Source organism: Sporomusa malonica (assembly GCF_900176355.1).
GTDB classification, from domain to species: Bacteria; Bacillota; Negativicutes; order Sporomusales; family Sporomusaceae; genus Sporomusa; species Sporomusa malonica.
The window spans coordinates 14,928-38,000 of the sequence record NZ_FWXI01000015.1 but is presented as its reverse complement, the minus strand read 5'-3'; the positions used below and the strand labels follow the sequence as shown (position 1 = coordinate 38,000).

Genomic DNA, 23,073 nt, shown 5'->3' with positions numbered 1-23,073 from the left:
ATGATAAACCTGGCGGAAAAAGAACGGGAAATTGAGATTGCGCGCGCGCGGCTGCACCTTCTGGTTGAACAAAAAAATGGTGATTTTTCTAACAAGGATGTAGCAGAGCAGAGTATTTACCTTGATAAACTGATTGTCGCGTATGAGCTGGCCAATGGCCGTCGGCCCAGTAAAAACTAATCTTAGTAGGTGGGAAAGAAAAAAACCGAGGTCTAATCCTGCCGCTGTCATTATAAATTGTACTAGTGGGTATTTACCTACTCTTACTTTAGCGCAGCGGAGGGAAGGGTATTGAATAAATCAGGAAACCGGCAGCAACTTAGGCGCGGTCTTAAAGAACGGCATATTCAGCTCATAGCGCTTGGTGGTTCTATTGGGGTTGGGCTGTTTTTGGGATCGTCAGCAGCTATCCAGATTGCCGGTCCCGCACTCCTGGTGGCCTATCTTATTGGTGGGGCGGTCGTGTTTTGTCTGTTAAGGGCGCTGGGAGAGGTAGCTGTTGCCTACCCGGTAGCCGGTTCGTTCAGCACCTATGCCCATACCTTTTTGGGGCCGCTGGCTGGGTACCTGACCGGTTGGACGTATTGGTTTATGTGGGTTGTGACCGGTATGGCCGAGATTACTGCTGTCGGGGTATATGTACATTATTGGCTGCCTGAGCTGCCGCAATGGATTCCCGCTTTAGCGGCTGTGGTTATTATGACTGGTGTTAATCTGATTGCTGTCGAGGCTTATGGCGAGTTTGAGTTTTGGTTTGCATTAATTAAAGTTATCGCCATCGTCCTTTTGATCCTGGGTGGTTTAGGGATGATACTTTTTGGTATTGGTAATAACGGGGTTCCTGTGGGGATAACGCACCTCTGGCAGCATGGCGGTTTTTTTCCGCATGGCATCAGTGGTGTGGTCATGGCGTTAGCTATGGTGCTGTTTTCTTATGTCGGCATTGAGGTAATTGGTATTACGGCCGGTGAGGTTAAAGATCCTGGCAAAGCGCTGCCTGCTGCCATTGATAAGGTGTTTTGGCGGATCATCCTGTTCTATATCGGATCACTATATGTAATTATGTCTATCTACCCTTGGACAGAGATTGGTAGTGTGGGCAGTCCGTTTGTTTCCGTCTTTGAAAAGCTGGGAGTGGGGGATGCTGCTGGTATTATGAATTTCGTCGTGTTAACGGCAGCCCTGTCTTCGTGTAATAGCGGTATTTTCAGTACAGGCCGCATGCTGTACGCTCTGGCAGAGCAAGGAGAAGCGCCGGCATTTTTGCGGAAGCTGGGCGGCAGTCAGGTCCCTGTTAACGGTGTGCTTGTTTCAGCGGCCTGCCTACTGGCAGGAGTTGTGCTCAATTATTTTATTCCGGCCAAGGTGTTTACCTATGTAATAAGTATTGGGACCTTTGCTTGTTTATGGGTGTGGGCGACTATTGTCGTTGTACAGATAAAGTTTCGTCGAAGCCGGCTGCCGGCTGAGACGGCAAAGCTGGCATATCCTATGCCCTGGTATCCTGTATCAGGTGTTTTTTGTCTGATGATGCTTGCTTTGGTAGTCGCGGTTATGAGTCAGGATGCCGACACGGCACTGGCGCTGTTTGTTGGGCCATTATGGCTGCTGGGGCTGACGCTGTCTTACATAATCAGCAGATAACTCTTCGTAAATAACTACAAACAGCTATGTCTACTATAGATACCCTGATCCTCTTTTGGAAATTAATAGTTACGAGATGTAAGGAATAGTTTCCGCATCTGTAAATAAATGGTTCCTAGTGACTAGAATCAGCAATAAAAATCAGACTATTTAGAATGGCATGATTTTTGCGAAATACTTCCATGGACAGGGAATTTCTGTAAAGGAGGTGACTGCAAACAAGTGATGCTGTAGCAGATGCGCGTACTAGCGAAAAGAAGGGGGATTCTTATGCAGGGATTTCATGATCTGATTAACTGGGCCAACGGTTATCTTTGGGGCGCTCCGATGCTTATGCTATTATTTGGAACTCATCTCTTTCTAACATTCCGGCTACGGTTTATTCAGAAGTATGTATGGAAGGCCATCAAGTTATCGGTCAGTAAAGACCGCAGCGGCGAGGGGGATGTCAGCCAGTTTGGCGCTTTGACAACTGCGCTGGCAGCCACGATTGGCACCGGCAATATCGTAGGGGTAGCTACTGCCGTTGGTCTTGGCGGCCCTGGGGCAGTATTATGGTGCTGGCTTACTGGTGTATTTGGTATGGCTACCAAATATGCTGAGGCATTATTGTCTGTTCGCTACCGGGTTAAAACCTCGGACGGCACAATGCTGGGCGGACCGATGTATGCACTGGAAAATGGCTTGAATATGAAGTGGCTGGCTATTTTATTCTGTATCTTTACCTCGATAGCCGCCTTTGGTATTGGCAACATGGTGCAGGCCAACTCAATCGCTACCATGCTGCAAGAAACCATGGATATAAGTCCCTATGTGTCAGGCGGTATCCTGTCTGTACTGACAGCTGTGGTGATTTTAGGCGGTGTTAAGTCGATTGCCAACGTATGCGAAAAGCTGGTTCCATTTATGGCTATTTTTTATGTTATCGGCTGCGCGATAATTCTGATGATGAACATCAGCTATATCTCGCCAGCCATTTCGCTCATCATCCAGTCGGCGTTTACGCCTCAGGCGGCTGGTGGCGGCTTTGTCGGTGCCTCTGTTATGATGGCTATGCGTTATGGTATTGCCCGAGGTTTATTCTCCAATGAATCGGGCTTAGGTTCAGCCCCAATCGTGGCGGCTGCTGCTAAAACAAAAAATCCGGTGCGTCAGGCGCTGGTGTCCATGACCGGAACCTTCTGGGATACGGTAGTGGTATGCGCTATGACCGGTTTGGTTCTTGTAACAAGTGTTCTTGAAAATCCAGTAGGCCTTGACAAGCTGACAGGTGCGGCCCTGACTAAAGGTGCTTTTGCCCAAATTCCAGTAATTGGCCCTATCGTACTGAGTGTAGGTCTGCTAACCTTCGTGTTTTCCACTATCCTGGGTTGGTCATACTATGGCGAGCGGGCAGTAGAGTATCTTTTAGGAAAAAAATCAATTATGCCGTATCGTTTTGCCTGGGTAATTGCAGTTTTCCTAGGTTCGGTTACATCTCTTACCTTGGTATGGGATCTGGCTGATGCCATGAATGCCTTGATGGCTATCCCCAATCTGGTATCGCTGATTGCACTTAGTGGTGTCATTGTTGCCGATACAAAAAAATATTTGTGGGAAGAAGGCGGGCTTGAGCGCGAAGCCAGTCAGCAGTATACTAAGAATATCAGTGGTTGACAGATAGGGATGCTGTTATGCAGTAACATGCAGGGAAGTTCCTTTAGGGCTTCCCTCGTGTTAAACCCTTAAGGATACAGGGGGATTGCTTGTGTTTGAACGTCCTGTTTGGGCAGAGATTGACCTAGCTGCCATAAAAAACAATGTTAGGGAAATAAAAAAAGGCCTTAAACCTAATGTAAAATTTTGTGCTGTGGTTAAGGCTGACGCGTATGGGCATGGGGCGGTTGCGGTAGCCAGGGCAGTATTGTCTGCCGGTGCCGACCGCTTAGCAGTCGCGATTTTGACCGAGGCAATTGAGCTGCGGCGGGCAGGCTTTCTAACTCCCATCCAGGTGCTTGGCTATACGCCGCTACACCAAGCCAGGACGGTTGCTGCGTATGATGTTGCCCAGACAGTCTATTCAATAGAGGCTATTCGCGCGTTAGCTGCTGTGGGGGTAGAGACAAGAAAAAAAGTAAAAATCCATATAAAAATTGATACAGGCATGGGACGAATCGGTATCTTGCCTAATGAGGCTGGAGATTTTGCTGAAGTTGTGGCAGGTATGGAAGGTGTGGAGATTGAAGGGGTATTCTCGCATTTTGCTACAGCCGATGATGAGGACAAGACCTATGCCAAAGAACAGTTTGCCAGCTTTGAGGAGGCGCTGAACCGTATCAGTGCCAGAGGGATAACTGTTCCCATACGCCATATGGCCAACAGTGCCGCAACCTTAGATCTGCCGGAAACACACCTTGATATGGTGCGCCCGGGGATTATTCTCTATGGACTATGGCCATCACCTGAAGTAAAACGGAGGATTACACTGACTCCAGCTATGCGGCTGCAGGCGCAAATTGTGCATATTAAAGAGGTGCCGGTTGGAACCGCCATTAGCTATGGCAGGACATATCGGACTGAAACACCTCGGGGTATTGCTACCCTGCCAATTGGTTATGCAGATGGCTGGACGCGGTTATTGTCCGGTAAGACCAGCGTGATAGTCCATGGGCAACGCGCTCCTGTAGTGGGGAGAATTTGTATGGATCAGTGTATGGCCGATATTAGCGATATCGCTGGGGTTAAGGTTGGCGACACAGCGACACTTTTTGGTATACCTGAGTTAACTACCGACGAGGTCGCTGGTATTTTAGGCACAATTAATTACGAGCTGGTGTGTATGATTGGTAAGCGTGTTCCGCGAGTCTATATAAATACGTAGCCGAGAGAGACTTCCCCCAGAGGGAGTCTTTTGTTTTTGGAAATATAAGTTTACAAATGGAAACGAAAAACACCAGATAGTTGGAACGTAAAGTTTACAAAGTTACAAATTAGTGTAAAATCGCTGATTGCTAAAATAATATTGTAAGCTGAAAGTTTTAGTAATGACGGGGGAAGAAAAAGATTATAATAATATTTGTGTAGCTTTAAGAGTTTGGCACAATAATTGCAAATAGATAATAGTAAGAATAGACGGCGCTAATAGTGTCGAGCGTATATCTTAAAGGAGGCAAAAACAATGATTATTGGTGTAGCTAAGGAAATTAAAAACAATGAAAACAGGGTGGCCCTAACTCCGGCAGGTACTGAGACACTAAAAAAAGCCGGACATACAGTGCTTGTTGAACAAAGCGCCGGTGTCGGCAGCGGCTTTTCTGATGAAAGTTATGTAAAAGCTGGGGCACAAATTATAGCTGACAAGAAAGAGCTGTTTGATAAATCGGAAATGATTATGAAGGTCAAAGAGCCACTGGCTCCAGAATACGCTTTGTTTCATGAAGGACAGATTCTCTTCACCTATCTGCACCTGGCCCCTGAGCCTGAACTGACAGAGGCGCTGCTCGCTAAAAAGGTGATTGGTATTGCTTATGAAACGATCGAACGCCATCACACGCTGCCGCTCTTAACCCCAATGAGCGAAGTTGCCGGACGCATGGCCGTACAAGTCGGTGCACATTGTCTTGAAAAACCGTTTGGTGGCAAGGGTATTCTGCTAGGTGGTGTACCTGGTGTTGAATCGGCCCAAGTCGTTATTGTCGGCGGCGGTGTTGTTGGGACTAACGCCGCTAAAATGGCTGTCGGCATGGGTGCTCGTGTTGCGATTATTGATAAATCGGTTGAGCGGTTGGCGTACCTTGATGATATCTTCGGCGGCCGGGTAACTACTGTCATGTCCAATAGCTATAATATTGCCAATTGGGTTAAGAAAGCTGATTTGCTTGTGGGTGCTGTGCTGCTGCCTGGTGCTAAAGCTCCCAAACTGGTTACTGAAGAAATGGTTAAGACCATGGAAGCCGGTTCAGTTATTGTTGACGTGGCTATCGACCAAGGTGGCTCAGTGGAAACCATTGACCGCGTAACCACCCATAGCGATCCCACTTATGTGAAACACGGTGTTGTTCACTACTCTGTTGCTAATATGCCTGGCGCAGTTGCCCGGACGTCAACCCTTGCGTTGACAAATGCAACTATCGAATATGCTGTGCAAATTGCCAATAAGGGCTGGAAAGAAGCGCTCAAGGCTGATCCTGGCCTGGCTAAAGGCCTCAACGTCTATAATGGTAAAGTTACCTTTAAAGGCGTGGCTGAAGCCCATAAGCTTCCGTTTACTGCAGTAGAAGAAGTATTGGCTTAAATAAGGAACTTAATAAGTAGCATAAAAACCGGCAGACATGCCGGTTTTTTATTATCTAGATTGTGCATAGGTAGGAGAACTGCTGCGGTCTGTCGAACTTCACAATCATAGAATAAGGGCAAATACGCGATAGGTTAACAATAATAACAGGGGGCTACTCATGAGCGACAAAGACTGGGAGCTATTTAAGCAAAAGCTTCACTCCAAATCAGGTATTAACCTTAACGATTATAAACCAGCGCAAATGCAGCGACGTATCGGAAATATGATGAGCCGCCATGGTGCTAACGGATACCTCGATTTTTTCAGCAAGCTGGAGACCAATCAAAAGCTGTACAAAGATTTTATTGATTTCCTTACAATTAACGTTACTGAATTTTTTCGAACTCCGGAAAAGTTTGACGAGCTTGAGAAAAGGGTTATTCCTGACCTGCTGAAACAGAGTTCTAAGCTTAGTATCTGGAGTGCTGGCTGTTCGATTGGCGCTGAACCCTATTCGCTGGCCATTATGCTAAACGAGATTACACCTCAAGTCAGACACCGTATTCTGGCAACAGACCTTGACGTTGAGATGCTGGCCAAAGCCAAGCAGGGGGCCTATACAACGAACGAGCTCAAAAATATACCGCCTGCAAGGCTTAATAAATACTTTAAGCAGGCAGACGGCATTGCGACCATTGGTGATGATATGAAAGCACGGGTCGATTTTCAACGGCACAATTTGTTAGTTGATAAGTTTGAATCAAATTTTGACCTCATTTTGTGCCGTAATGTTGTTATCTATTTTACTGAAGAAGCCAAGGACGGGCTATACCGGCGTTTCTTTGCCGCCCTCAAACCAGGCGGTGTACTGTTTGTCGGTGGCACTGAGGCCATATTGAACTTCCGCGATATTGGATTCCAGCATTATCTGCCGTTTTTTTACCGGAAACCGTTATAGTTCAAGACCGTTCAGAAGGTCCCAGATGCTAGGCGGACCGAGGAGGCGAGCGAAGACAGTACTGTGGGAGGTACGGCGAGCGAGCCCACGCAGGGACAACAACGCAGATGGGGCCTTATCAACGGTCTGCTCTGTTATAGAATTCCCCAGTTGGATAATCTGCGCATGGTATCCATCCAGTGTCTGAGTAGGAGCTTGCTCATGGTACTTTCCTCAACGGCATTACCGGCAACAAGATCCACTGTTTTTACAGCTTTATCTTTCACGTAAAATATGATCTCACCAATTTTTTGGCCCTGGTATACCGGGGCCTTTAGTTTTTCCGGCAAATCGACCTCAACTGTTACGTCAGGGTAATCAGCAGTACTCACCACCAGTGAGCCAGGGCTGTCCACAATAGCATCAACTATTCCGGTCATACCACTTTCTACCGGCAATGAGGCAAACACTACTCCTTGCTCAACATATTCGTATAAGTCATAGGTATCAAAACCGTATTTTAGCAGCTGCATCGAATCATACCAGCGGGAGTGGTCATTTAATACGACAGCGATCAGCTTCTGATTGTTGCGGGTTGCACTTGATACTAAGCAAGGACCGGCCCGGTTTGTTGTGCCGGTTTTTACGCCATCAGCGTCTTCGAGCATCCAGAGCAGTTTATTGGTATTGCGAAGGTTGCGCTCGTGGCCGTTGCCCTTGCGATCAAGCCATTCGATATTGGTCTCCTTAGTACTGACAATTTCAGCGAACGTAGGGTTAGTCAAGGCATAGCGGGTGATCGAGGCTAAATCAAAAGCTGTGGACAAATGGCTGGGAGAATTAAGGCCGTGGGGATTGTTGAAATGAGTGTGGATAGCGCCGACGCTGGCGGCTTTTTTGTTCATGATCTCAACAAATGCATCCACCGAACCTGCCAGATGCTCAGCAATAGCGACTGCGGCATCGTTGCCAGAACGAAGGAGCAGGCCGGTAACCAGTTCTCGAAGCAGGATGCTTTGCCCAGGATAGAGATTCAGCGATGATCCGCCTGTTGCAGCAGCATGGGCGCTGACGCGCACTGTTTCTTCCAAGCGTCCGCTCTCAATGGCGATTATGGCTGTCAAGATTTTGGTAGTGCTGGCTGGTGCCAGCTTTTTATTCATATTTCGGTCATAGAGTACTTGCCCGGTTTTGGCATCCATTAGAATCGCCCCTTGGGCAGACATAGCTGGCGGTGCAGCGCAAGCCACACTAGCAGCTAGCCAGAGGAACATTATACTTAAGGCGGCTAAGCGGAATAACAGGCGCCCCATAGAATCCCCCCTTTTTATCCTGTTAGAAAGGTTAACCTTCCGTCTGGATAAGGCAACATCGGCTTTCGCTGTCGCCAGAGGCTCGGCGCAAGTCGTGTTTTCTTTATCAGCAATATTATTATATTGCCCATCTGGTCAGGTCATAACCACTTACTGTCATATCTTGCTTCCCGCTGGCGTAATATCAACAAGAACCTTTACACAGGGGGCGTTAATATGAGCAGAAATACGATGTATCGCCGCAGCTTTTTTAATATTACCGTGCTTGCTGTCGGGTTAGTATGCAGTATGCTTTATCAAGTGGTTCATGTATTTGACGATAAAGAACAAGTAATAAGAAAAATACCAACTACACATAAGGTAGTTGCGATTACTATTGATGATGGGCCACATTATAAAACGACCTCTGAAATATTAATGGTGCTAACAGAAAAGCAGGCCAAGGCGACTTTTTTTGTTTTAGGAGCAAATGCTGAGGCTCATCCGGAAATTGTGGCTCAAGCCGCTAGAGACGGGCATGAAATCGCATCACATGCATACAGCCACAAACGCTTGAATAGGCTAACTAACGCTGAAGTAGTAGCCGAATTTGAACGCCTCGAAACTGTACTTCAGCCATATGCCCCGAAGCCGACGTTGTTCAGACCTCCTGACGGGGCATATAACGACGGAATAGTGCAGCTGGCGCGTGAAAGGGGCTATACCACAGTACTGTGGTCAGTTGATTCTGGCGATTGGCGGCAGCCGCCGGTAGAACAGGTTGTAAAAACAACGCTTAACAATGTGCGGCCAGGCAGTATTATTCTCATGCATGATGGCCAGTATCCATTGCCTACACCCCAGGCAATCGCCCTAATTATTGATAATCTCCGTAGTCAGGGATATCAACTGGTAACTGTAAGTGAACTGCTGCAGTACTACGAAAAGCGGCAGTGAAAATGACCGAAGCCTAACTGTCATTGCGAATTAATGTTCATGTGGCTTCAGATTCTGCCAATGGGCTTGGATTAGCTGGTCATATCGATACATGGTGGCAGTGCGTTCATTTCTGAGCGCCTGAATCGCGCCCAAAATTTTCGGATCAAAGGTATACACCTTGACTTTAGGGACTGTTAAGGGCTTCGAATAGTCTTTAAGCTTAGTAGCCACTTTGCAGTTGGTTTTTGTTTCTTTAAGGATAACAGCTGGTTCTAGTAGATCGGAGCCCTCATAACGGTGGATAAGACAATTGGGCTGCAACCGGTCGATCACGTTTTTGTTGTCACCGTCTAAGAAAATTTCACTGCCGCAGCCTGGACAAGAGGATAAATTTGCCGGAAGGCAATTATGGCAGCTCATACAAACGATATCATTCATTTTGACATCCCTCCGCCCCTATTGTGTCCGGAAAACAAGCCGGTTATAATCTGTATCAAAAAAATGGAATTTTATACAGGAAACAGGCGAGCGATGGCGAATCTTTCTGATTACTACCTATTTGATAACAATCACATTTGGATGGTTTAGGAGGGGCGCGGTTTGAGACAGTACCAGCGCTGGCTTGTTGCTATAACCGTAGTAGTGCTTACAACTGGTTGGCTGGGAGCCGGCTTGGCTGTAAAAGTAGCTGAAGATGAGCTGCGCAGCAAGCTTTTACTCAGAACGGCAACTGCAGCCGCAATTGTCAATCAGGAACGGGTGGGGCGTTTAACGGCAACGCCGGCAGACACAGGCACTGCTGATTATGAATATCTGAGACAGCAGCTCACTGCGGCCCGGTCCCTAAATCCCGACTGCCGGTTTGTTTACCTGCTGAAAATGGTTAACGGACAAGTAGTGTTTCTTATGGATTCTGAGCCTGAGACCTCTACTGATTATTCACCGCCTGGCTCCCCTTACAATGCCGCGTCAGAAGCGTTAAGGCATATATTTTTGGGCAGTAAGCCGTTTGTTGAAGGTCCCTTGGCTGATGAATGGGGCGTTTGGGTATCAGGGATTGCTGCTGTGCGTGATCCTGCCGACGGACGGGTGATTGCCGTTCTTGGCATGGATATTGATGCCCGCGAATGGCAAAGCGGCGTTCAGAACGCACGGCTGATCGTCTTTGGCGTTACCGCTGCTGTGCTTAGTGTTATCTTTATCGTATTTTATGCTTTGCATATTTCGGCCGTTGCTGCTAGAAAGGTGTATCTGGCAGAAAAGCAGGCGAAAGAGACTGCTGAATCCATGAGTCAAGCCAAAAGCCAATTCTTAGCTTATCTGAGCCACGAAGTCCGTACACCAGTTACCGGTATTCTCGGATTAGGGGAGCTGTTAGAATCAACGCGACTGGACGGCCAGCAGCGCGATTATGTCAGAGCTATTGCCTATTCGGCCCGGTCGCTGTTAACTGTTCTGAATGATGTCCTGGATTTTTCTAAAATCCAGGCAGGTAAAATGACAGTAGAGAGTGTTAATTTTGAATTCTGGAAAGTACTTACCGGTGTGAATACAATTCTGCAAGCCACAGCCGCTAATAAAGGTATTAGCTTGACAATAACCATTGATCCGGCCATACCGCTGGTAGTCTGTGGGGACCCTGTCAGGCTGCAGCAGGTGCTTTTGAATATTGCTGGGAATGCCATAAAGTTTACTGATGCCGGAGGTGTTGACATCAAGGCTGAATGCCTCAGGCTGGATGAGACCGCAGTCAACGTCAAAGTAACGGTTAGAGACACCGGTATAGGTCTTACCCAAGATGAAATAAATAAGCTGTTTCAGCCATTCGCTCAGACTGAAGGCGCCAATACCAGGAAATATTTAGGTTCAGGCTTGGGCTTGTCCATTTCATCTAGCCTGATAAAAATAATGGGCGGCGAATTTGGCGTGGACAGTGCTAAAGGCATTGGCTCGTCTTTCTGGTTCACCGTTACCTTACAGACTGCGCAGGGGAATGACGTTATTAATGACATTATGCTACCTGACGCGCGCAATGAGGCAAATCTACTTCCCCGCTGGGCAAGTGAGCCGGTTGATAGAGCGCCGGACAGGGCAGGTGATGTGCTGATTGTGGAAGATAACTCAGTCAATCAGCAGGTATTTAAACTGCAGCTTAAGCACCTTGGTTTAACAGCTGATTTGGCAGCCACTGGCCAGGAAGCTGTTTTGATGGCGGCAAAAGCCAACTACAAACTTATATTAATGGACTGCGGTCTGCCGCTCATGGATGGATTTGCGACCACCCAGGCGATCAGAGAGTATGAATCTCTGACTGGACGGCATACCCCGATTATCGCCCTGACGGCCAACTCTTTGGCTGGTGACAGGGAAAAATGCCTGGCAGCCGGTATGGACGATTATCTGGCAAAGCCCGTATCAGGCAAAGAACTGAGACATATAATCGAACGATGGCTAACCCTTGAGTCTGAAGACGGGATTGACAGGGTCGTGCTTGGGCAGCTTAAGGAGCTGGCTGATAGTGGCCAGGCAGATATTAGCTTATTCATTGACGCTTTTTTAGAAGAGTTACCCTTGCTTATGGCTAAGCTAAAGCAGGCTGTTCTACAGGAGGATACCCGACAGGTGAGCGATGCTGCTCATGGCTTAAAGTCGATGAGTGCGACTATTGGCGCTAAACGGCTTGCCGAACTATTTTCCCATCTGGAGCAGCAGGCCCAGCGGGGTAAGATGGAAGCGGCTAAGGCTCTTATGGCCAAGGTCGAGGATGAATGCAGGCAGGTGGGCTCAGCCCTTAAAAACGCTGCCAGCCGATTATGAGTTAAAGAGTGGTGAAGAACTGTGGCATATACTGTGCTGTTAGTTGATGATGTGCTTTTAAACCGGAAAGTTGTTAAGATCGCACTAAGCGGATTGCCTGAGTTTAGCTTTTTGGAGGCCGCTGACGGCGTTAATGCTCTGGAGCTTATTAATAATCAACACATTGATTTGGTGATACTAGATCTTGTTATGCCAGGAAGTATTTCTGGCTTTGAGGTCTTGCGGCAGATTAAGACCAGTGTTCTCTATAAGCAGATACCTGTCATCGTTTATTCGGCGGTGTCTGACACTACCAGCATAAAGCAGGCGCTTGAAATGGGTGCGTACGATTACCTGATCAAGCCGCTAAAACCGCAAGAACTGCAAACAATATTACCGGAAAAGGTTCGTGATGCTCTTCGGCCTGTGGAGGTTGCAGCAATTGCTGATCGTGAAGCAGCACCCTTGTCACTGAGTTTTCCGGCAAGTGCTAAGCTGCGTGAACAAGTAACCATCGGCCGTGTAACCAATGAGGAAGCCGCGTCAATCAAGTATCTGACAAGCCGTAAGGCTGAGCTCAAGCTGCTGTTAAAAAGACTTATGGATATGGACAAGGAAGAGCTGTATTGCTGCCTGTATGATATTCTTATCCGGGAAATGGGAGAAGTGTCAACAGCATGCGAACAGTGGTGGGACGAGAAGTATAACAAATATCAATGGGACAATATTGTCGGTGATGAGATTGAAATTGATTATGATAGCGGCGAGGTGCTTGTAAAGCGGGAACAAGAAAGTGCTGCAGCAACCAAACATCAGGATTCAGAAGATTAAAAAGTACCACAAAGGGGAAAGTGATTGAAATTACTCTTAAAAAAACACTGCTAATTGTTGTCTGGTTGTTAGTGTTGAATGTAGCAGTTTTCTCTGCAGCTGCCAAAGAAATTCCCTTTGAATTAAAAACACCGCCTTATATTGATTTGTCAATCATGGGGCCGCCGCTAGCCACTGAGGAGGAATGCATAGCCTATCTGCGCAAAAGAGGCCGGATGCCATTGCTCACAGTATCTATTGAGCAGCTGGTCCATCATTTTTACCAGGAAGGGCGGTTAGAAGGAATCAGGCCGGATGTGATTTTTGCCCAGGCCATCCATGAGACCGGCCATTTCCGCTATGGGGGTGATGTTGTGCCGCTGCAGAACAATTTTTGCGGACTTGGTACAACCGGTGGCGGTGTTAAGGGGGCGTGGTTTCCCACAGCGCAAATTGGTGTTAGAGCGCAGGTACAGCACCTCTTGGTCTATACCTCGACTAAGCCACCTGAGCATGCAATTGTTGACCCGCGCTATGACCTGGTCAAGCGTTCACCCAAGTTTGGACAAGCCCGTACCTGGACTGACCTGAATGGTAAATGGGCTGTTCCAGGAAAAACATATGGCCAAATGATCCTGCGGATCCATCAAAAGATATTGAGCGGCGAGTAGGGTGACAGATTAATAGATCGGTAAAGTGAGCTGTAGGATAACTTAGAAATAAGTTGTCCTACAGCTCACTTTATTTACTTTTTTATTCAACCTGGTTATTAGTTCTATATGTGTCCTTCCTGGCATAGCTTAGTTATAACTGCCATAAAAGGCCTACTTTCAAGGAGGGAACACATTGGGGGATAAGGAATGGATTGCTATGGTATTGGCTGGGGGGCAAGGTACTCGGCTGGGAGCGTTAACTAAGGATTTGGCTAAGCCTGCCGTACCGTTTGGCGGTCAATACCGCATTATTGATTTTACTTTGAGTAACTGCCGCAATTCAGGGATTGATACAGTGGGCATTATGACTCAGTATCAGCCGCTGGCACTTCATTCATATATCGGCATTGGCAGTGCCTGGGATCTTGACAGACGTGGTGGTGGAGTGCATATTTTGCCGCCCTATGCACGGGAGAAAGGCGGCGAATGGTATAAAGGCACAGCTGATGCCGTGTATCAAAACATCGAGTTTATCGAGCATTTCGAGCCAAAATATGTGGTAGTGCTGTCAGGTGACCATATCTATAAGATGGATTATGCTGAAATGCTTGACTATCATAAGGTGTGTCAGGCAGATGTCACAATCGGCGTTAGGGAAGTACCCTGGAGTGAGGCCAGCCGGTTTGGGATTATGGATACGGCTGCCAGCGGCCGTATCACCGATTTTTCTGAAAAACCCCGTCAGCCTAAGAGCAACCAAGCCTCCATGGGTGTGTATATTTTTACTTGGAAAGTGTTAAAACAATACTTGGCAAGTGATGCTAGCAGCAAGGAATCCAGTCATGATTTTGGTAAAGATATTATTCCCAGCTTGCTGGCTGCAAAGCAGCGTTTGTTCGCCTATCGGTTTAACGGCTACTGGAAGGATGTTGGTACAGTAGATAGTTATTGGGAGGCGAATATGGATTTGTTAGGTGATGAGCCGAGCCTGGTATTAACCGGTGATGAGTGGCCTGTTTATTCGCCTGAATTAAGTCTGCCGCCTCATTATCATGGCGCTGAAGCCAAAGTGAGCTGCTCGTTAATTTCCGGCGGCTCAATCATCTTGGGTGAAGTAGAAAGATCGGTCATTTTTCCTGGGGTCTATATCGGGCCTGGGGCTAAGGTCAAGGATGCTGTCGTTATGCCTCAGGCGCGGATTGAGAGCGGCGCCGTCGTCTGCGGGGCTATCGTTACAGAAAATGCCGTACTTACTAAAGCGGCTGCCGATGATGAGGCGAACGGCCTTATTGCGGTTGCTGCCAGCCGGCAGTCAGCAGCCGACAAATCCCAGGAACAGGTTTGCCTGGCAGGTTAAATTTTCTAAACACAGGAAATCTGCTATTATTTAACAGGAATTTTTCGTGCCGATAGCGAACAATACAGTACGAATATTACCATCAATTTACAATTAGTAATAAAGGATGGAATGCAATGGCTAAGGCATGGTTTACTGATCAAGAGTTATATTTATTCCACGAAGGCAGTAATCATCGCAGTTACAATATGCTGGGAGCCCATGTGGCTTCAGTAAATGGACTGCCAGGCGTACGGTTTGCCGTATGTGCGCCTAATGCCCAAAAAGTACGGATTATTGGCGATTTTAACAACTGGGATGGCAGCGGCCATGATATGGAAAAAGTAAGCACTTGTGGCATTTGGGGGCTGTTTATTCCTGGGCTTAAGGCTGGTGACATCTATAAGTACGAGATTGTTACCGCCTGGGGTGAGACGCTCCATAAAGCCGATCCCTATGCCTTTGCTGCTGAAGTCAGGCCCAAAACAGCGTCAAAAGTAGCCTGCTTGGATGGGTATGTTTGGCAGGATACTCAGTGGCGCGAAGGTAAAGCCAAGCAGACTGCCTATGAACAACCGATGAATATTTATGAAGTTGATTTAGGGTCCTGGAAACGGGGCAGTGACAAGTCACGCCTATCTTACCGTGAGCTGGCCCCAGACTTAGCTGAATATGCAGCAAGTATGGGCTATACTCATATTGAACTTTTACCGGTGGCCGAACACCCTTTTGACGGTTCATGGGGTTATCAGGCTACAGGCTATTATGCGGTGACCAGCCGTTATGGATCGCCTGAGGACTTTATGTATTTTGTTGACTGCTGTCATCAGCAAGGGATTGGTGTTATCCTGGACTGGGTGCCTGGCCATTTTTGCAAAGACGCGCATGGCCTGGCCCGTTTTGACGGTACAGCGTTCTATGAATATGCTGATTCTTGCCGCAGTGAAAACCACGGTTGGGGGACGCTTAATTTTGATCTTGGACGGCCTGAGGTTATGAGTTTTCTCATCTCCAATGCAGTATTCTGGATGGACGTATATCATATAGATGGCCTCAGAATTGATGCGGTTGCCAATATGCTGTGCTTGAATTATGGACGGGAAGAAGGCGATTGGGCGCCCAACCGTTATGGCGGTACTGAGAACATTGAGGCCATCCACTTCCTGCGGAAGCTGAATGAAGCAGTTTTTGCCAACTACCCGGAGGCCTTAGTTATTGCCGAGGACTCGACCGCGTGGCCGTTGGTGACTCATCCGACGTATGCAGGTGGTCTAGGCTTTAATTTTAAATGGAATATGGGCTGGATGAACGACATGCTTCGCTATATGGAGTTTGAACCCATACATCGTCAGTACCAGCATAGTCTGGTGACATTCTCTTTTATGTATGCTTTTTCGGAAAACTTTGTCCTACCATTATCCCATGATGAGGTAGTCCACGGGAAAAAGTCGCTGTTAGATAAAATGCCTGGTGATTACTGGCAGAAGTTTGCCAATCTCCGTGCGTTTTATGCCTATATGATGGCTCACCCTGGAAAGAAGCTGCTCTTTATGGGTGGTGAATTCGGCCAGTTTATTGAATGGAACTATCAAGATAGTCTGGATTGGCATCTGTTAGACTATGAGATGCATGGTAAGATGCACGGCTATGTTCGTGCGCTTAACCACTTTTATCTGGACAACCCGGCTATGTGGCAAAATGACCGGGACTGGCACGGATTTTCCTGGATTGATTGTCAAGATTACCAGCAGAGTGTCATTGTTTTCAAGCGGCAAGGCAAAAAGGCTGACGACATTATGATTGTGGCGTTAAACTTTACGCCTGTTGTCAGGCACGGGTACCGGATCGGCGTACCTGCTGCCGATTATTACCTTGAGGCATTTAATAGCGACAATCCGGACTACGGCGGTTCCGGGCAGGGCAACCCAGGGGAGCTGAGCCCAGAGCTTGTGCCGTGGCAGAATCAATCCCATTCGCTTGTCATTACGCTGCCGCCCTTGGCTGCCGTGTATTTAAAGCCGATTCGTTCTAAACGCAAAATTCAAAGCAGAAGGTTAAACAGGAATACTAGGGGGAGAGTGGAGCACTTTGCGCAACAAAGAGTGTGTGGCCATGATTTTAGCGGGGGGGCAGGGAAGCCGACTGGGGACTCTGACCAAAAAACTGGCAAAACCCGCCGTGCCGTTCGGCGGTAAATACCGGATTATTGATTTTCCCCTAAGTAACTGCTACAACTCGGGGATTGATACTGTTGGCGTGCTTACTCAGTATCAGCCGTTAGCCCTTCATTCATATATTGGTATCGGCAGTGCCTGGGATCTTGACAGGAGAAACGGCGGCGTTTATGTGCTGCCGCCCTATGTCCGGGAAAAAGGCGGTGAATGGTACAAAGGCACAGCAGACGCCATTTACCAGAACTTTAACTTTATTGAGATGTTTGACCCGGAATTTGTCCTGGTGCTATCAGGGGATCATATCTATAAAATGGATTATTCGCTGATGCTTGACTATCATAAGACCAAGCAGGCTGACGCCACTATCGCCGTGATTGAGGTGCCCTGGGAGGAAGCCAGCCGCTTCGGCATTATGAATACGGCTGATGAGGAACGGATTATCGAGTTTGAGGAAAAGCCCAAGAATCCTAAGAACAATCTGGCTTCCATGGGCGTATATATATTCAGCTGGCCAGCACTGAGGGCCTATTTAGCAGCCGATGCAGTCGATGATAAGTCCAGCCATGATTTTGGCAAAAATGTCATTCCGAAGATGCTTGCTGGCAGCGAGCGACTCTATGCCTACCGGTTTGCTGGCTACTGGAAGGATGTTGGCACAGTGGAGAGCTACTGGGAGGCCAATATGGATCTCTTAGGTGATGAACCAGCACTCGATTTATATGATACCAGTTGGCGGATCTATTCTGTTAACCCCACGCAGCCGCCCCAATTTGTGGCAGATACCGCCCGGATTGCTTGCTCGATGGTTACTGAGGGCTGCCAGGTTTTTGGCGAGGTGGAAAACTCGGTGTTATTTCCTGGTGTCTATATTGGCGAAGGGGCAAAAGTCAAAGATTCGATCATTATGCCTTATGCCTCTGTGGGGGCCAACGCTGTGATTACCAAAGCCATTATCGGGCGCAAATCAGTTGTTGAGGACGGTGCGCAGCTTGGGCTTGAAGCAGTGGCAGAGCCGGAAGCCAGCCGCTGGTTTTCGGGGATTACTTTAATTGGTGACAACATGACCATTAACAGCGAGACTAAGATTAGGCGCAATGCCTTGCTTGCCCGTCCATAATACTCCCGGTGCGAAACAAACGCATACCATTAGGAGGAGAAGTTTATTGAAGAATATAATGGGGCTTATTAATTTACATGAAAGCGATGACTTGCTCCGGGAGATCACCAGATACCGGCCGCTGGCCGCTATTCCTTTTGCCGGGCGCTATCGTTTGATTGACTTTGCTTTGTCTAACCTAATCAATTCAGGTATAACCAATGTGGGTATTTTATCTGCCGGCAACTCCCGTTCGCTCATGGATCATATCCGTTCAGGCAAAGAGTGGGATTTAGCCCGGAAACGGGATGGTTTGTTCATACTGCCCTCACTGCAGACCGGCAATGTCCAGGGCGCGTTTCCTAATGATCTGGCTGACGTTTTTGCCAATCTTGACTATATCAGAAGCAGCCGCCAGCGCTTTATTCTCTTAACCGGTACCCGGATGGTTTGTAATATCAACTATGAGGCTGTGTACCAGTTTCATCTTGAGAAAAAGGCCGATATCACTGTACTATATAAAGAATACAGCGGCGGCGATATCCGTCGATTTACCAATGCGACTATGGTGGAAACAGACGACTGCAGCCGGATTGTTGATATGGAGATTTGTCCTGTCCACCCGCGCAGCACCAAGATGTCGATGGGGATGTGTCTTATTGACCGTCAGCTCTTGGTTGACTTAATTGATGCCAGCATGTCGCGGGGCGGGACTAACGTGGCTCGCGACTGTTTTGCTAAAAACCTTGGGACTCTCAAAATGTACGGGTTTTCCTTTGGTGGGTATTTAGCTCGTATAAGCTCAGTCCAGAGTTATTTCGACCATAGCAGGGAACTCTTAAGTCCTGAGGTATGGCAGGAACTCTTTTTTGCTAACGGCTCAATCTATACCAAGGTTAAAGATGAAGCGCCGGCTAAATACCAGCAGGATGCTGCTGTGACGCGATCCTTGGTAGCTAACGGCTCGGTTATCGCAGGTAAGGTTGAGAATAGCATTCTATTTCGCGGTGTAAAAGTGCATAAAGACGCTCAGGTTATCAATAGCATTATTATGCAAAAGAGTGAAATCGGCCCAGGAGTAGTACTGGAGAATGTTATCTGTGACAAAGACGTAAAAATTACGGCAGGTAAAAAGCTCAAAGGCGAGTTAAATCACCCGATCGTAATCGAAAAAGGGACAGTGATTTAATATGCTAAAAGTATTGTTTGTGGCTTCAGAAGCAGCCCCCTTTGCCAAGACCGGCGGTCTTGGTGATGTGGTGGGCTCCCTGCCCAAAGAACTGAAGAATCAGGGGATTGATATCCGGGTAATTCTGCCTAAATATAGCTCGATTCCGCAGGAATATGTCAAGCAAATGACGCAAATAGCCTCGCTGACGGTACCTGTTGGCTGGCGCCGGCAGTACTGCGGGCTGTATGAGCTGAAACACCAGGGGATTACCTGGTATTTTACCGATAATGAATACTACTTTAAACGTGACGGTCTTTATGGTTATTACGATGAGGCTGAACGGTTTGCCTATTTTAACCGGGCCGTTCTGAAGGCAATCCCTCAGCTGGATTTTATTCCTGATATTGTTCACTGTCATGACTGGCAGACAGGGCCATTGCCGGTCATGCTTAAACAGCAGTACCTCGTTCGAAACGAGTATTCACGTATTAAGACCGTGTTTACTATTCATAATCTAATGTATCAAGGCATTTTTCCTGGTGACATTTTAGGTGACCTTTTGGGTCTCCCAGCCAGCGTATTTACGGAAGCCGGTCTAGAATTTTATGGCCAGGTCAATTTCCTAAAAGGCGGTCTGGCTTATAGTGATCTTATTACAACTGTCAGTAAGTCGTATGTCCAGGAAATCCAGCAGCCATACTTTGGTGAAAAGCTTGATGGCTTTTTAGTCAAGCGCCAGGCTGATCTGTACGGCATCATCAACGGTATTGACTATGAAATCTATAATCCGGCAAATGACCCGGAAATTCATACAAACTATACCTGGCGGGCTACCACCAAACGGCTTGAAAACAAGCTGCACTTGCAGGCTGAGCTGGGGTTGCCTGTTGGCAAGCAGATACCGCTCATTGGCATTGTCTCGCGACTGGTTAATTCAAAGGGGCTGGATTTGGTATCCCATATTATGGAGGAGTTATTAACGCTTGATGTACAGCTGGTTGTGCTGGGAACAGGTGAGCAGCGCTTTGAGCAAATGTTTATTGACGCGGCGCACCGCCATCCCAATAAAGTGTCAGCTAATATCACTTTTTCTGATCGCTTAGCCCATAGAATCTACGCCGGCTCTGATTTGTTTCTTATGCCGTCACGATTTGAGCCCTGCGGCATTGGTCAACTGATTGGTCTAAGGTATGGCAGTATTCCAATTGTGCGCGAAGTAGGCGGTCTTAAAGATACAGTTACACAATTTAATCCTGCGACCGGTCAGGGTAATGGCTTTACCTTTAACAATTACAATGCGCATGAGATGCTGAATGTAATTGAGGGAGCTTTAGCTTTATATAAAGACCGGACACAGTGGGCCAAAGTGATTAAAAATGCTATGCGTGCCGAAAATAGCTGGAAACAATCAGCAGCAGAGTACCGGGAACTCTATGAAAAGTTAGTGTGCGAATAAAGATATCCGGGCGGGGCCTGGTTTTGAAATAGTTATAATGGGGGAGGGGGATGGTTATGTTTAAATCTAAAGAGCAATTTAAAGAAGCCTTTATTGATAAGATGCAGACCCTGTTCGGTCAAAGTCTTGATGAATCGTCAACGACTGATAAATATGTAGCCTTGAGTACCCTGCTCCGTGAGGTCATCAGTAAGCGCTGGTATCAGTCGAACAAACAGTACCGTGCCACGAAAGAAAAGCAGGTCTATTACTTCTCGATGGAGTTTTTGCTGGGGCGGCTCTTAGGGAGTAATCTGTTTAATCTGGGGCTGACTGAACTATGCAGCGAGGGGCTTAGTGAGCTCGGTATTGAATTAGACCAGCTTGAGGCTGTGGAGCATGATGCTGGTCTGGGAAACGGGGGACTAGGCCGCCTGGCAGCCTGCTTCCTTGATTCAATGGCATCGTTGCAACTCCCTGGCCATGGCACTGGCATTCGTTACCGCCATGGAATGTTTGAACAAAAGATTGTGGATGGCTACCAAATAGAGCTGCCAGATAACTGGCTCAGGGATGGCTATGTCTGGGAGATGCGCAAAGCAGACCGGGCGGTTACAGTAAAATTTGGCGGTCATGTCCGGTTAGAGGAACAAGGGGGACGGCTTATCGCTGTTCACGAAAATTATGAACCGGTGCTTGCTGTGCCCTATGATGTTCCTGTTGTTGGCGCGAACTGCAATACTGTCAATACCTTGCGTTTATGGAGTGCTGAGACCAATCATTTCGACTTTTCCTCCTTCAGTAAGGGCGACTTTTTAAAAGCCGTTGAGCACAAATATTCACTGGAAGCGACTTCGCAAATCCTTTACCCAGATGACAACTATCCGGAAGGCAAGACACTGAGGCTCAAGCAGCAGTATTTCTTCGTATCTGCCGGGCTGCAGAGTATAGTTAGGCGGTATAAGCGGACACATGGTGCAGCTCCTGCTGCTTTGGCCAGAATACATGAGAAAGTCGCCATCCATATTAATGACACCCATCCGGCTTTGGCCGTGCCAGAACTGATGCGGATTCTGATGGATGAAGAGGGCTTAGGCTGGGATGAGGCCTGGTATACTACGAGGAAGACCATTTCCTACACCAATCATACCATTTTGCCTGAGGCCCTGGAGAAATGGCCGATTGATTTGGTTCAGGCTCTGCTGCCACGGATGTATATGATCATCCACGAAATCAATGAGCGCTTTTGTGCCGATCTCTGGAAAAAATACCCTAATCAATGGGAACGTATTCGGGATATGGCCATTATTGGCGATTGCTATGTCCGGATGGCTAATCTGGCTGTTGTTGGCAGTCATAGTGTCAACGGTGTAGCCGCAGTGCACAGTGAGATATTGAAAAAAGAGGTTATGGCCAATTTCCACCAGTTTTACCCGCACCGCTTTAATAACAAGACGAACGGCGTGACCCACCGGCGGTGGCTGGCCAAAGCTAACCCAAAGCTGGCAACTTTGATTACCGAAACCATTGGGTCAGGCTGGCTGGCTCATCCAAATGAACTGGCTAGCCTACACCGCTATGCCCATGATCCGGCCTTCCAAGCCGGTATTAAGGCTGTCAAGCAGGCCAATAAAGAGAAGTTAGCTCATTATATACAAAATAAAATGAATATAGCCGTTGATGTTAACTCGATTTTTGATGTGCAGGTAAAACGCATTCACGCCTATAAACGTCAGACACTGAACGCGCTGCATATCCTGGATCTCTATAACCGCCTTAAGGCAGATCCTAACCTTGATATTGAGCCACGCACCTTTATTTTTGGCGGTAAATCGGCTACCGGCTATTATCTGGCCAAACGTATCATTAAGTTTATTAACACCTTAGCCCATGTAATTAACAATGACCGGGCGATTGGTGGCAAGATCAAAGTGGCTTTTCTGGAAAATTACAGTGTTTCGTTAGCTGAGCTCATTATGCCGGCCGCTGATGTCAGTGAGCAGATATCAACCGCCAGCCGTGAGGCATCAGGCACCGGTAATATGAAATTTATGATGAATGGTGCTGTTACTATTGGTACCTTGGATGGGGCCAATATAGAGATTCGCGACGAGGTTGGCGATGATAATATTGTCATCTTTGGTCTGACAGCAGATGAAGTTCTCAGTTATTACAAACATGGCGGCTATAATGCGCTGGACATATACCACGGCAATCCGCGGGTAAGAACAGTGGTTGACCAGTTGATGAACGGCTTCTTGCCAGTTAGTCCGGATGAATTTCATAGCATCCACCACTCGCTGATGCGTACCAATGATGAGTACTTTGTCTTAAAGGACTTTCCGGATTACGCGGCTGCCCAGGAAACAGTGGCAAGTCTGTATCGGGACCAAAGCCGTTGGCAGGCCATGGCGATCAACAATATTGCTTTTTCTGGCCGGTTTGCCAGTGATCGTACTGTATCTGAATATGCTATTGGTATCTGGGGTACTAAGCCGGTTGTGATTCGGGAAAGCTAATACGGGAGGTGGACCG

General features: G+C 47.5%; 18 protein-coding genes. 16 read left to right on the top strand and 2 right to left on the bottom strand.

Going from position 1 to position 23,073, the window contains the following annotated elements; all coding sequences use genetic code 11:
- From B9A22_RS16165 to B9A22_RS16140, 6 genes are all read left to right on the top strand, one after another.
- A complete protein-coding gene (locus B9A22_RS16165; RefSeq protein WP_084576985.1) occupies positions 1-180 on the top strand; it encodes an aspartyl-phosphate phosphatase Spo0E family protein in 180 nt (59 codons plus the stop codon).
- A 111-nt stretch (positions 181-291) separates the two neighbouring features.
- A complete protein-coding gene (locus B9A22_RS16160) occupies positions 292-1,644 on the top strand; it encodes an amino acid permease (protein WP_084576984.1) in 1,353 nt (450 codons plus the stop codon).
- Between the two features lie 270 nt (positions 1,645-1,914).
- Entirely contained in the window at positions 1,915-3,300 is a 1,386-nt protein-coding gene (locus B9A22_RS16155) for an alanine/glycine:cation symporter family protein (RefSeq protein WP_084576983.1), read from the top strand.
- Between the two features lie 91 nt (positions 3,301-3,391).
- A complete protein-coding gene (gene alr / locus B9A22_RS16150; protein ID WP_084576982.1) occupies positions 3,392-4,504 on the top strand; it encodes an alanine racemase in 1,113 nt (370 codons plus the stop codon).
- Positions 4,505-4,801: 297 nt separating this feature from the next.
- Positions 4,802-5,917: an alanine dehydrogenase gene (ald, locus tag B9A22_RS16145; RefSeq protein WP_084576981.1), complete on the top strand. Its 1,116-nt coding sequence runs from the start codon at positions 4,802-4,804 to the stop codon at positions 5,915-5,917.
- A 160-nt stretch (positions 5,918-6,077) separates the two neighbouring features.
- The gene (locus tag B9A22_RS16140) at positions 6,078-6,857 is read left to right on the top strand and encodes a CheR family methyltransferase (RefSeq protein ID WP_084576980.1); all 780 of its coding nucleotides are present in this window, start codon (positions 6,078-6,080) and stop codon (positions 6,855-6,857) included.
- A gap of 134 nt (positions 6,858-6,991) precedes the next feature.
- Here the strand turns inward: B9A22_RS16140 and B9A22_RS16135 are convergent, their stop codons facing one another.
- Positions 6,992-8,149, bottom strand: coding sequence for a D-alanyl-D-alanine carboxypeptidase family protein (locus B9A22_RS16135; protein WP_084576979.1), 1,158 nt, complete (start codon positions 8,147-8,149; stop codon positions 6,992-6,994).
- Positions 8,150-8,365: 216 nt separating this feature from the next.
- Between B9A22_RS16135 and B9A22_RS16130 the strand changes: the two genes are divergently transcribed.
- Positions 8,366-9,085: a polysaccharide deacetylase family protein gene (locus B9A22_RS16130; RefSeq protein ID WP_245824025.1), complete on the top strand. Its 720-nt coding sequence runs from the start codon at positions 8,366-8,368 to the stop codon at positions 9,083-9,085.
- 30 nt (positions 9,086-9,115) lie between these two features.
- On the opposite strand, the gene B9A22_RS16125 is transcribed toward B9A22_RS16130, so the two are convergent.
- Entirely contained in the window at positions 9,116-9,505 is a 390-nt protein-coding gene (locus B9A22_RS16125; RefSeq protein WP_084576978.1) for a hypothetical protein, read from the bottom strand.
- A gap of 162 nt (positions 9,506-9,667) precedes the next feature.
- Here B9A22_RS16125 and B9A22_RS16120 point away from each other — a divergent pair, with 162 nt between their 5' ends.
- From B9A22_RS16120 to B9A22_RS16080, 9 genes are all read left to right on the top strand, one after another.
- Positions 9,668-11,884 (top strand): ATP-binding protein, encoded by a 2,217-nt coding sequence (locus B9A22_RS16120; RefSeq protein WP_084576977.1) that lies wholly within the window; start codon positions 9,668-9,670, stop codon positions 11,882-11,884.
- Positions 11,885-11,905: 21 nt separating this feature from the next.
- Positions 11,906-12,694, top strand: coding sequence for a CXXX repeat peptide modification system protein (locus B9A22_RS16115; RefSeq protein WP_084576976.1), 789 nt, complete (start codon positions 11,906-11,908; stop codon positions 12,692-12,694).
- Between the two features lie 20 nt (positions 12,695-12,714).
- Positions 12,715-13,344: a glucosaminidase domain-containing protein gene (locus B9A22_RS16110; protein ID WP_245824024.1), complete on the top strand. Its 630-nt coding sequence runs from the start codon at positions 12,715-12,717 to the stop codon at positions 13,342-13,344.
- Positions 13,345-13,519: 175 nt separating this feature from the next.
- Positions 13,520-14,683, top strand: coding sequence for a glucose-1-phosphate adenylyltransferase (locus B9A22_RS16105; RefSeq protein WP_281252400.1), 1,164 nt, complete (start codon positions 13,520-13,522; stop codon positions 14,681-14,683).
- Positions 14,684-14,799: 116 nt separating this feature from the next.
- Positions 14,800-16,857: a 1,4-alpha-glucan branching protein GlgB gene (gene glgB, locus B9A22_RS16100; protein WP_084576975.1), complete on the top strand. Its 2,058-nt coding sequence runs from the start codon at positions 14,800-14,802 to the stop codon at positions 16,855-16,857.
- On the top strand, positions 16,751-17,953 hold the full coding sequence (locus B9A22_RS16095; protein WP_084576974.1) for a glucose-1-phosphate adenylyltransferase: 1,203 nt from the start codon (positions 16,751-16,753) through the stop codon (positions 17,951-17,953). The genes glgB and B9A22_RS16095 overlap by 107 nt, the downstream gene beginning before the upstream one ends.
- Positions 17,954-17,999: 46 nt before the next feature.
- Entirely contained in the window at positions 18,000-19,121 is a 1,122-nt protein-coding gene (gene glgD, locus B9A22_RS16090; RefSeq protein ID WP_084576973.1) for a glucose-1-phosphate adenylyltransferase subunit GlgD, read from the top strand.
- 1 nt (position 19,122) lies between these two features.
- Complete coding sequence (glgA, locus tag B9A22_RS16085; RefSeq protein WP_084576972.1) at positions 19,123-20,559, top strand: glycogen synthase GlgA; 1,437 nt, start codon at positions 19,123-19,125, stop codon at positions 20,557-20,559.
- 56 nt (positions 20,560-20,615) lie between these two features.
- Positions 20,616-23,057, top strand: coding sequence for a glycogen/starch/alpha-glucan phosphorylase (locus tag B9A22_RS16080; protein ID WP_084576971.1), 2,442 nt, complete (start codon positions 20,616-20,618; stop codon positions 23,055-23,057).
- Positions 23,058-23,073 lie beyond the last annotated feature (16 nt).

Coding starts and splice junctions, on each gene's coding strand:
- B9A22_RS16165 (WP_084576985.1), top strand. CDS start 1: ATGATAAACCTGGCGGAAAAAGAACGGGAAATTGAGATTGCGCGCGCG.
- B9A22_RS16155 (WP_084576983.1), top strand. CDS start 1,915: ATGCAGGGATTTCATGATCTGATTAACTGGGCCAACGGTTATCTTTGG.
- ald (WP_084576981.1), top strand. CDS start 4,802: ATGATTATTGGTGTAGCTAAGGAAATTAAAAACAATGAAAACAGGGTG.
- B9A22_RS16140 (WP_084576980.1), top strand. CDS start 6,078: ATGAGCGACAAAGACTGGGAGCTATTTAAGCAAAAGCTTCACTCCAAA.
- B9A22_RS16135 (WP_084576979.1), bottom strand. CDS start 8,149: ATGGGGCGCCTGTTATTCCGCTTAGCCGCCTTAAGTATAATGTTCCTC.
- B9A22_RS16130 (WP_245824025.1), top strand. CDS start 8,366: ATGAGCAGAAATACGATGTATCGCCGCAGCTTTTTTAATATTACCGTG.
- B9A22_RS16125 (WP_084576978.1), bottom strand. CDS start 9,505: ATGAATGATATCGTTTGTATGAGCTGCCATAATTGCCTTCCGGCAAAT.
- glgB (WP_084576975.1), top strand. CDS start 14,800: ATGGCTAAGGCATGGTTTACTGATCAAGAGTTATATTTATTCCACGAA.
- glgA (WP_084576972.1), top strand. CDS start 19,123: ATGCTAAAAGTATTGTTTGTGGCTTCAGAAGCAGCCCCCTTTGCCAAG.
- B9A22_RS16080 (WP_084576971.1), top strand. CDS start 20,616: ATGTTTAAATCTAAAGAGCAATTTAAAGAAGCCTTTATTGATAAGATG.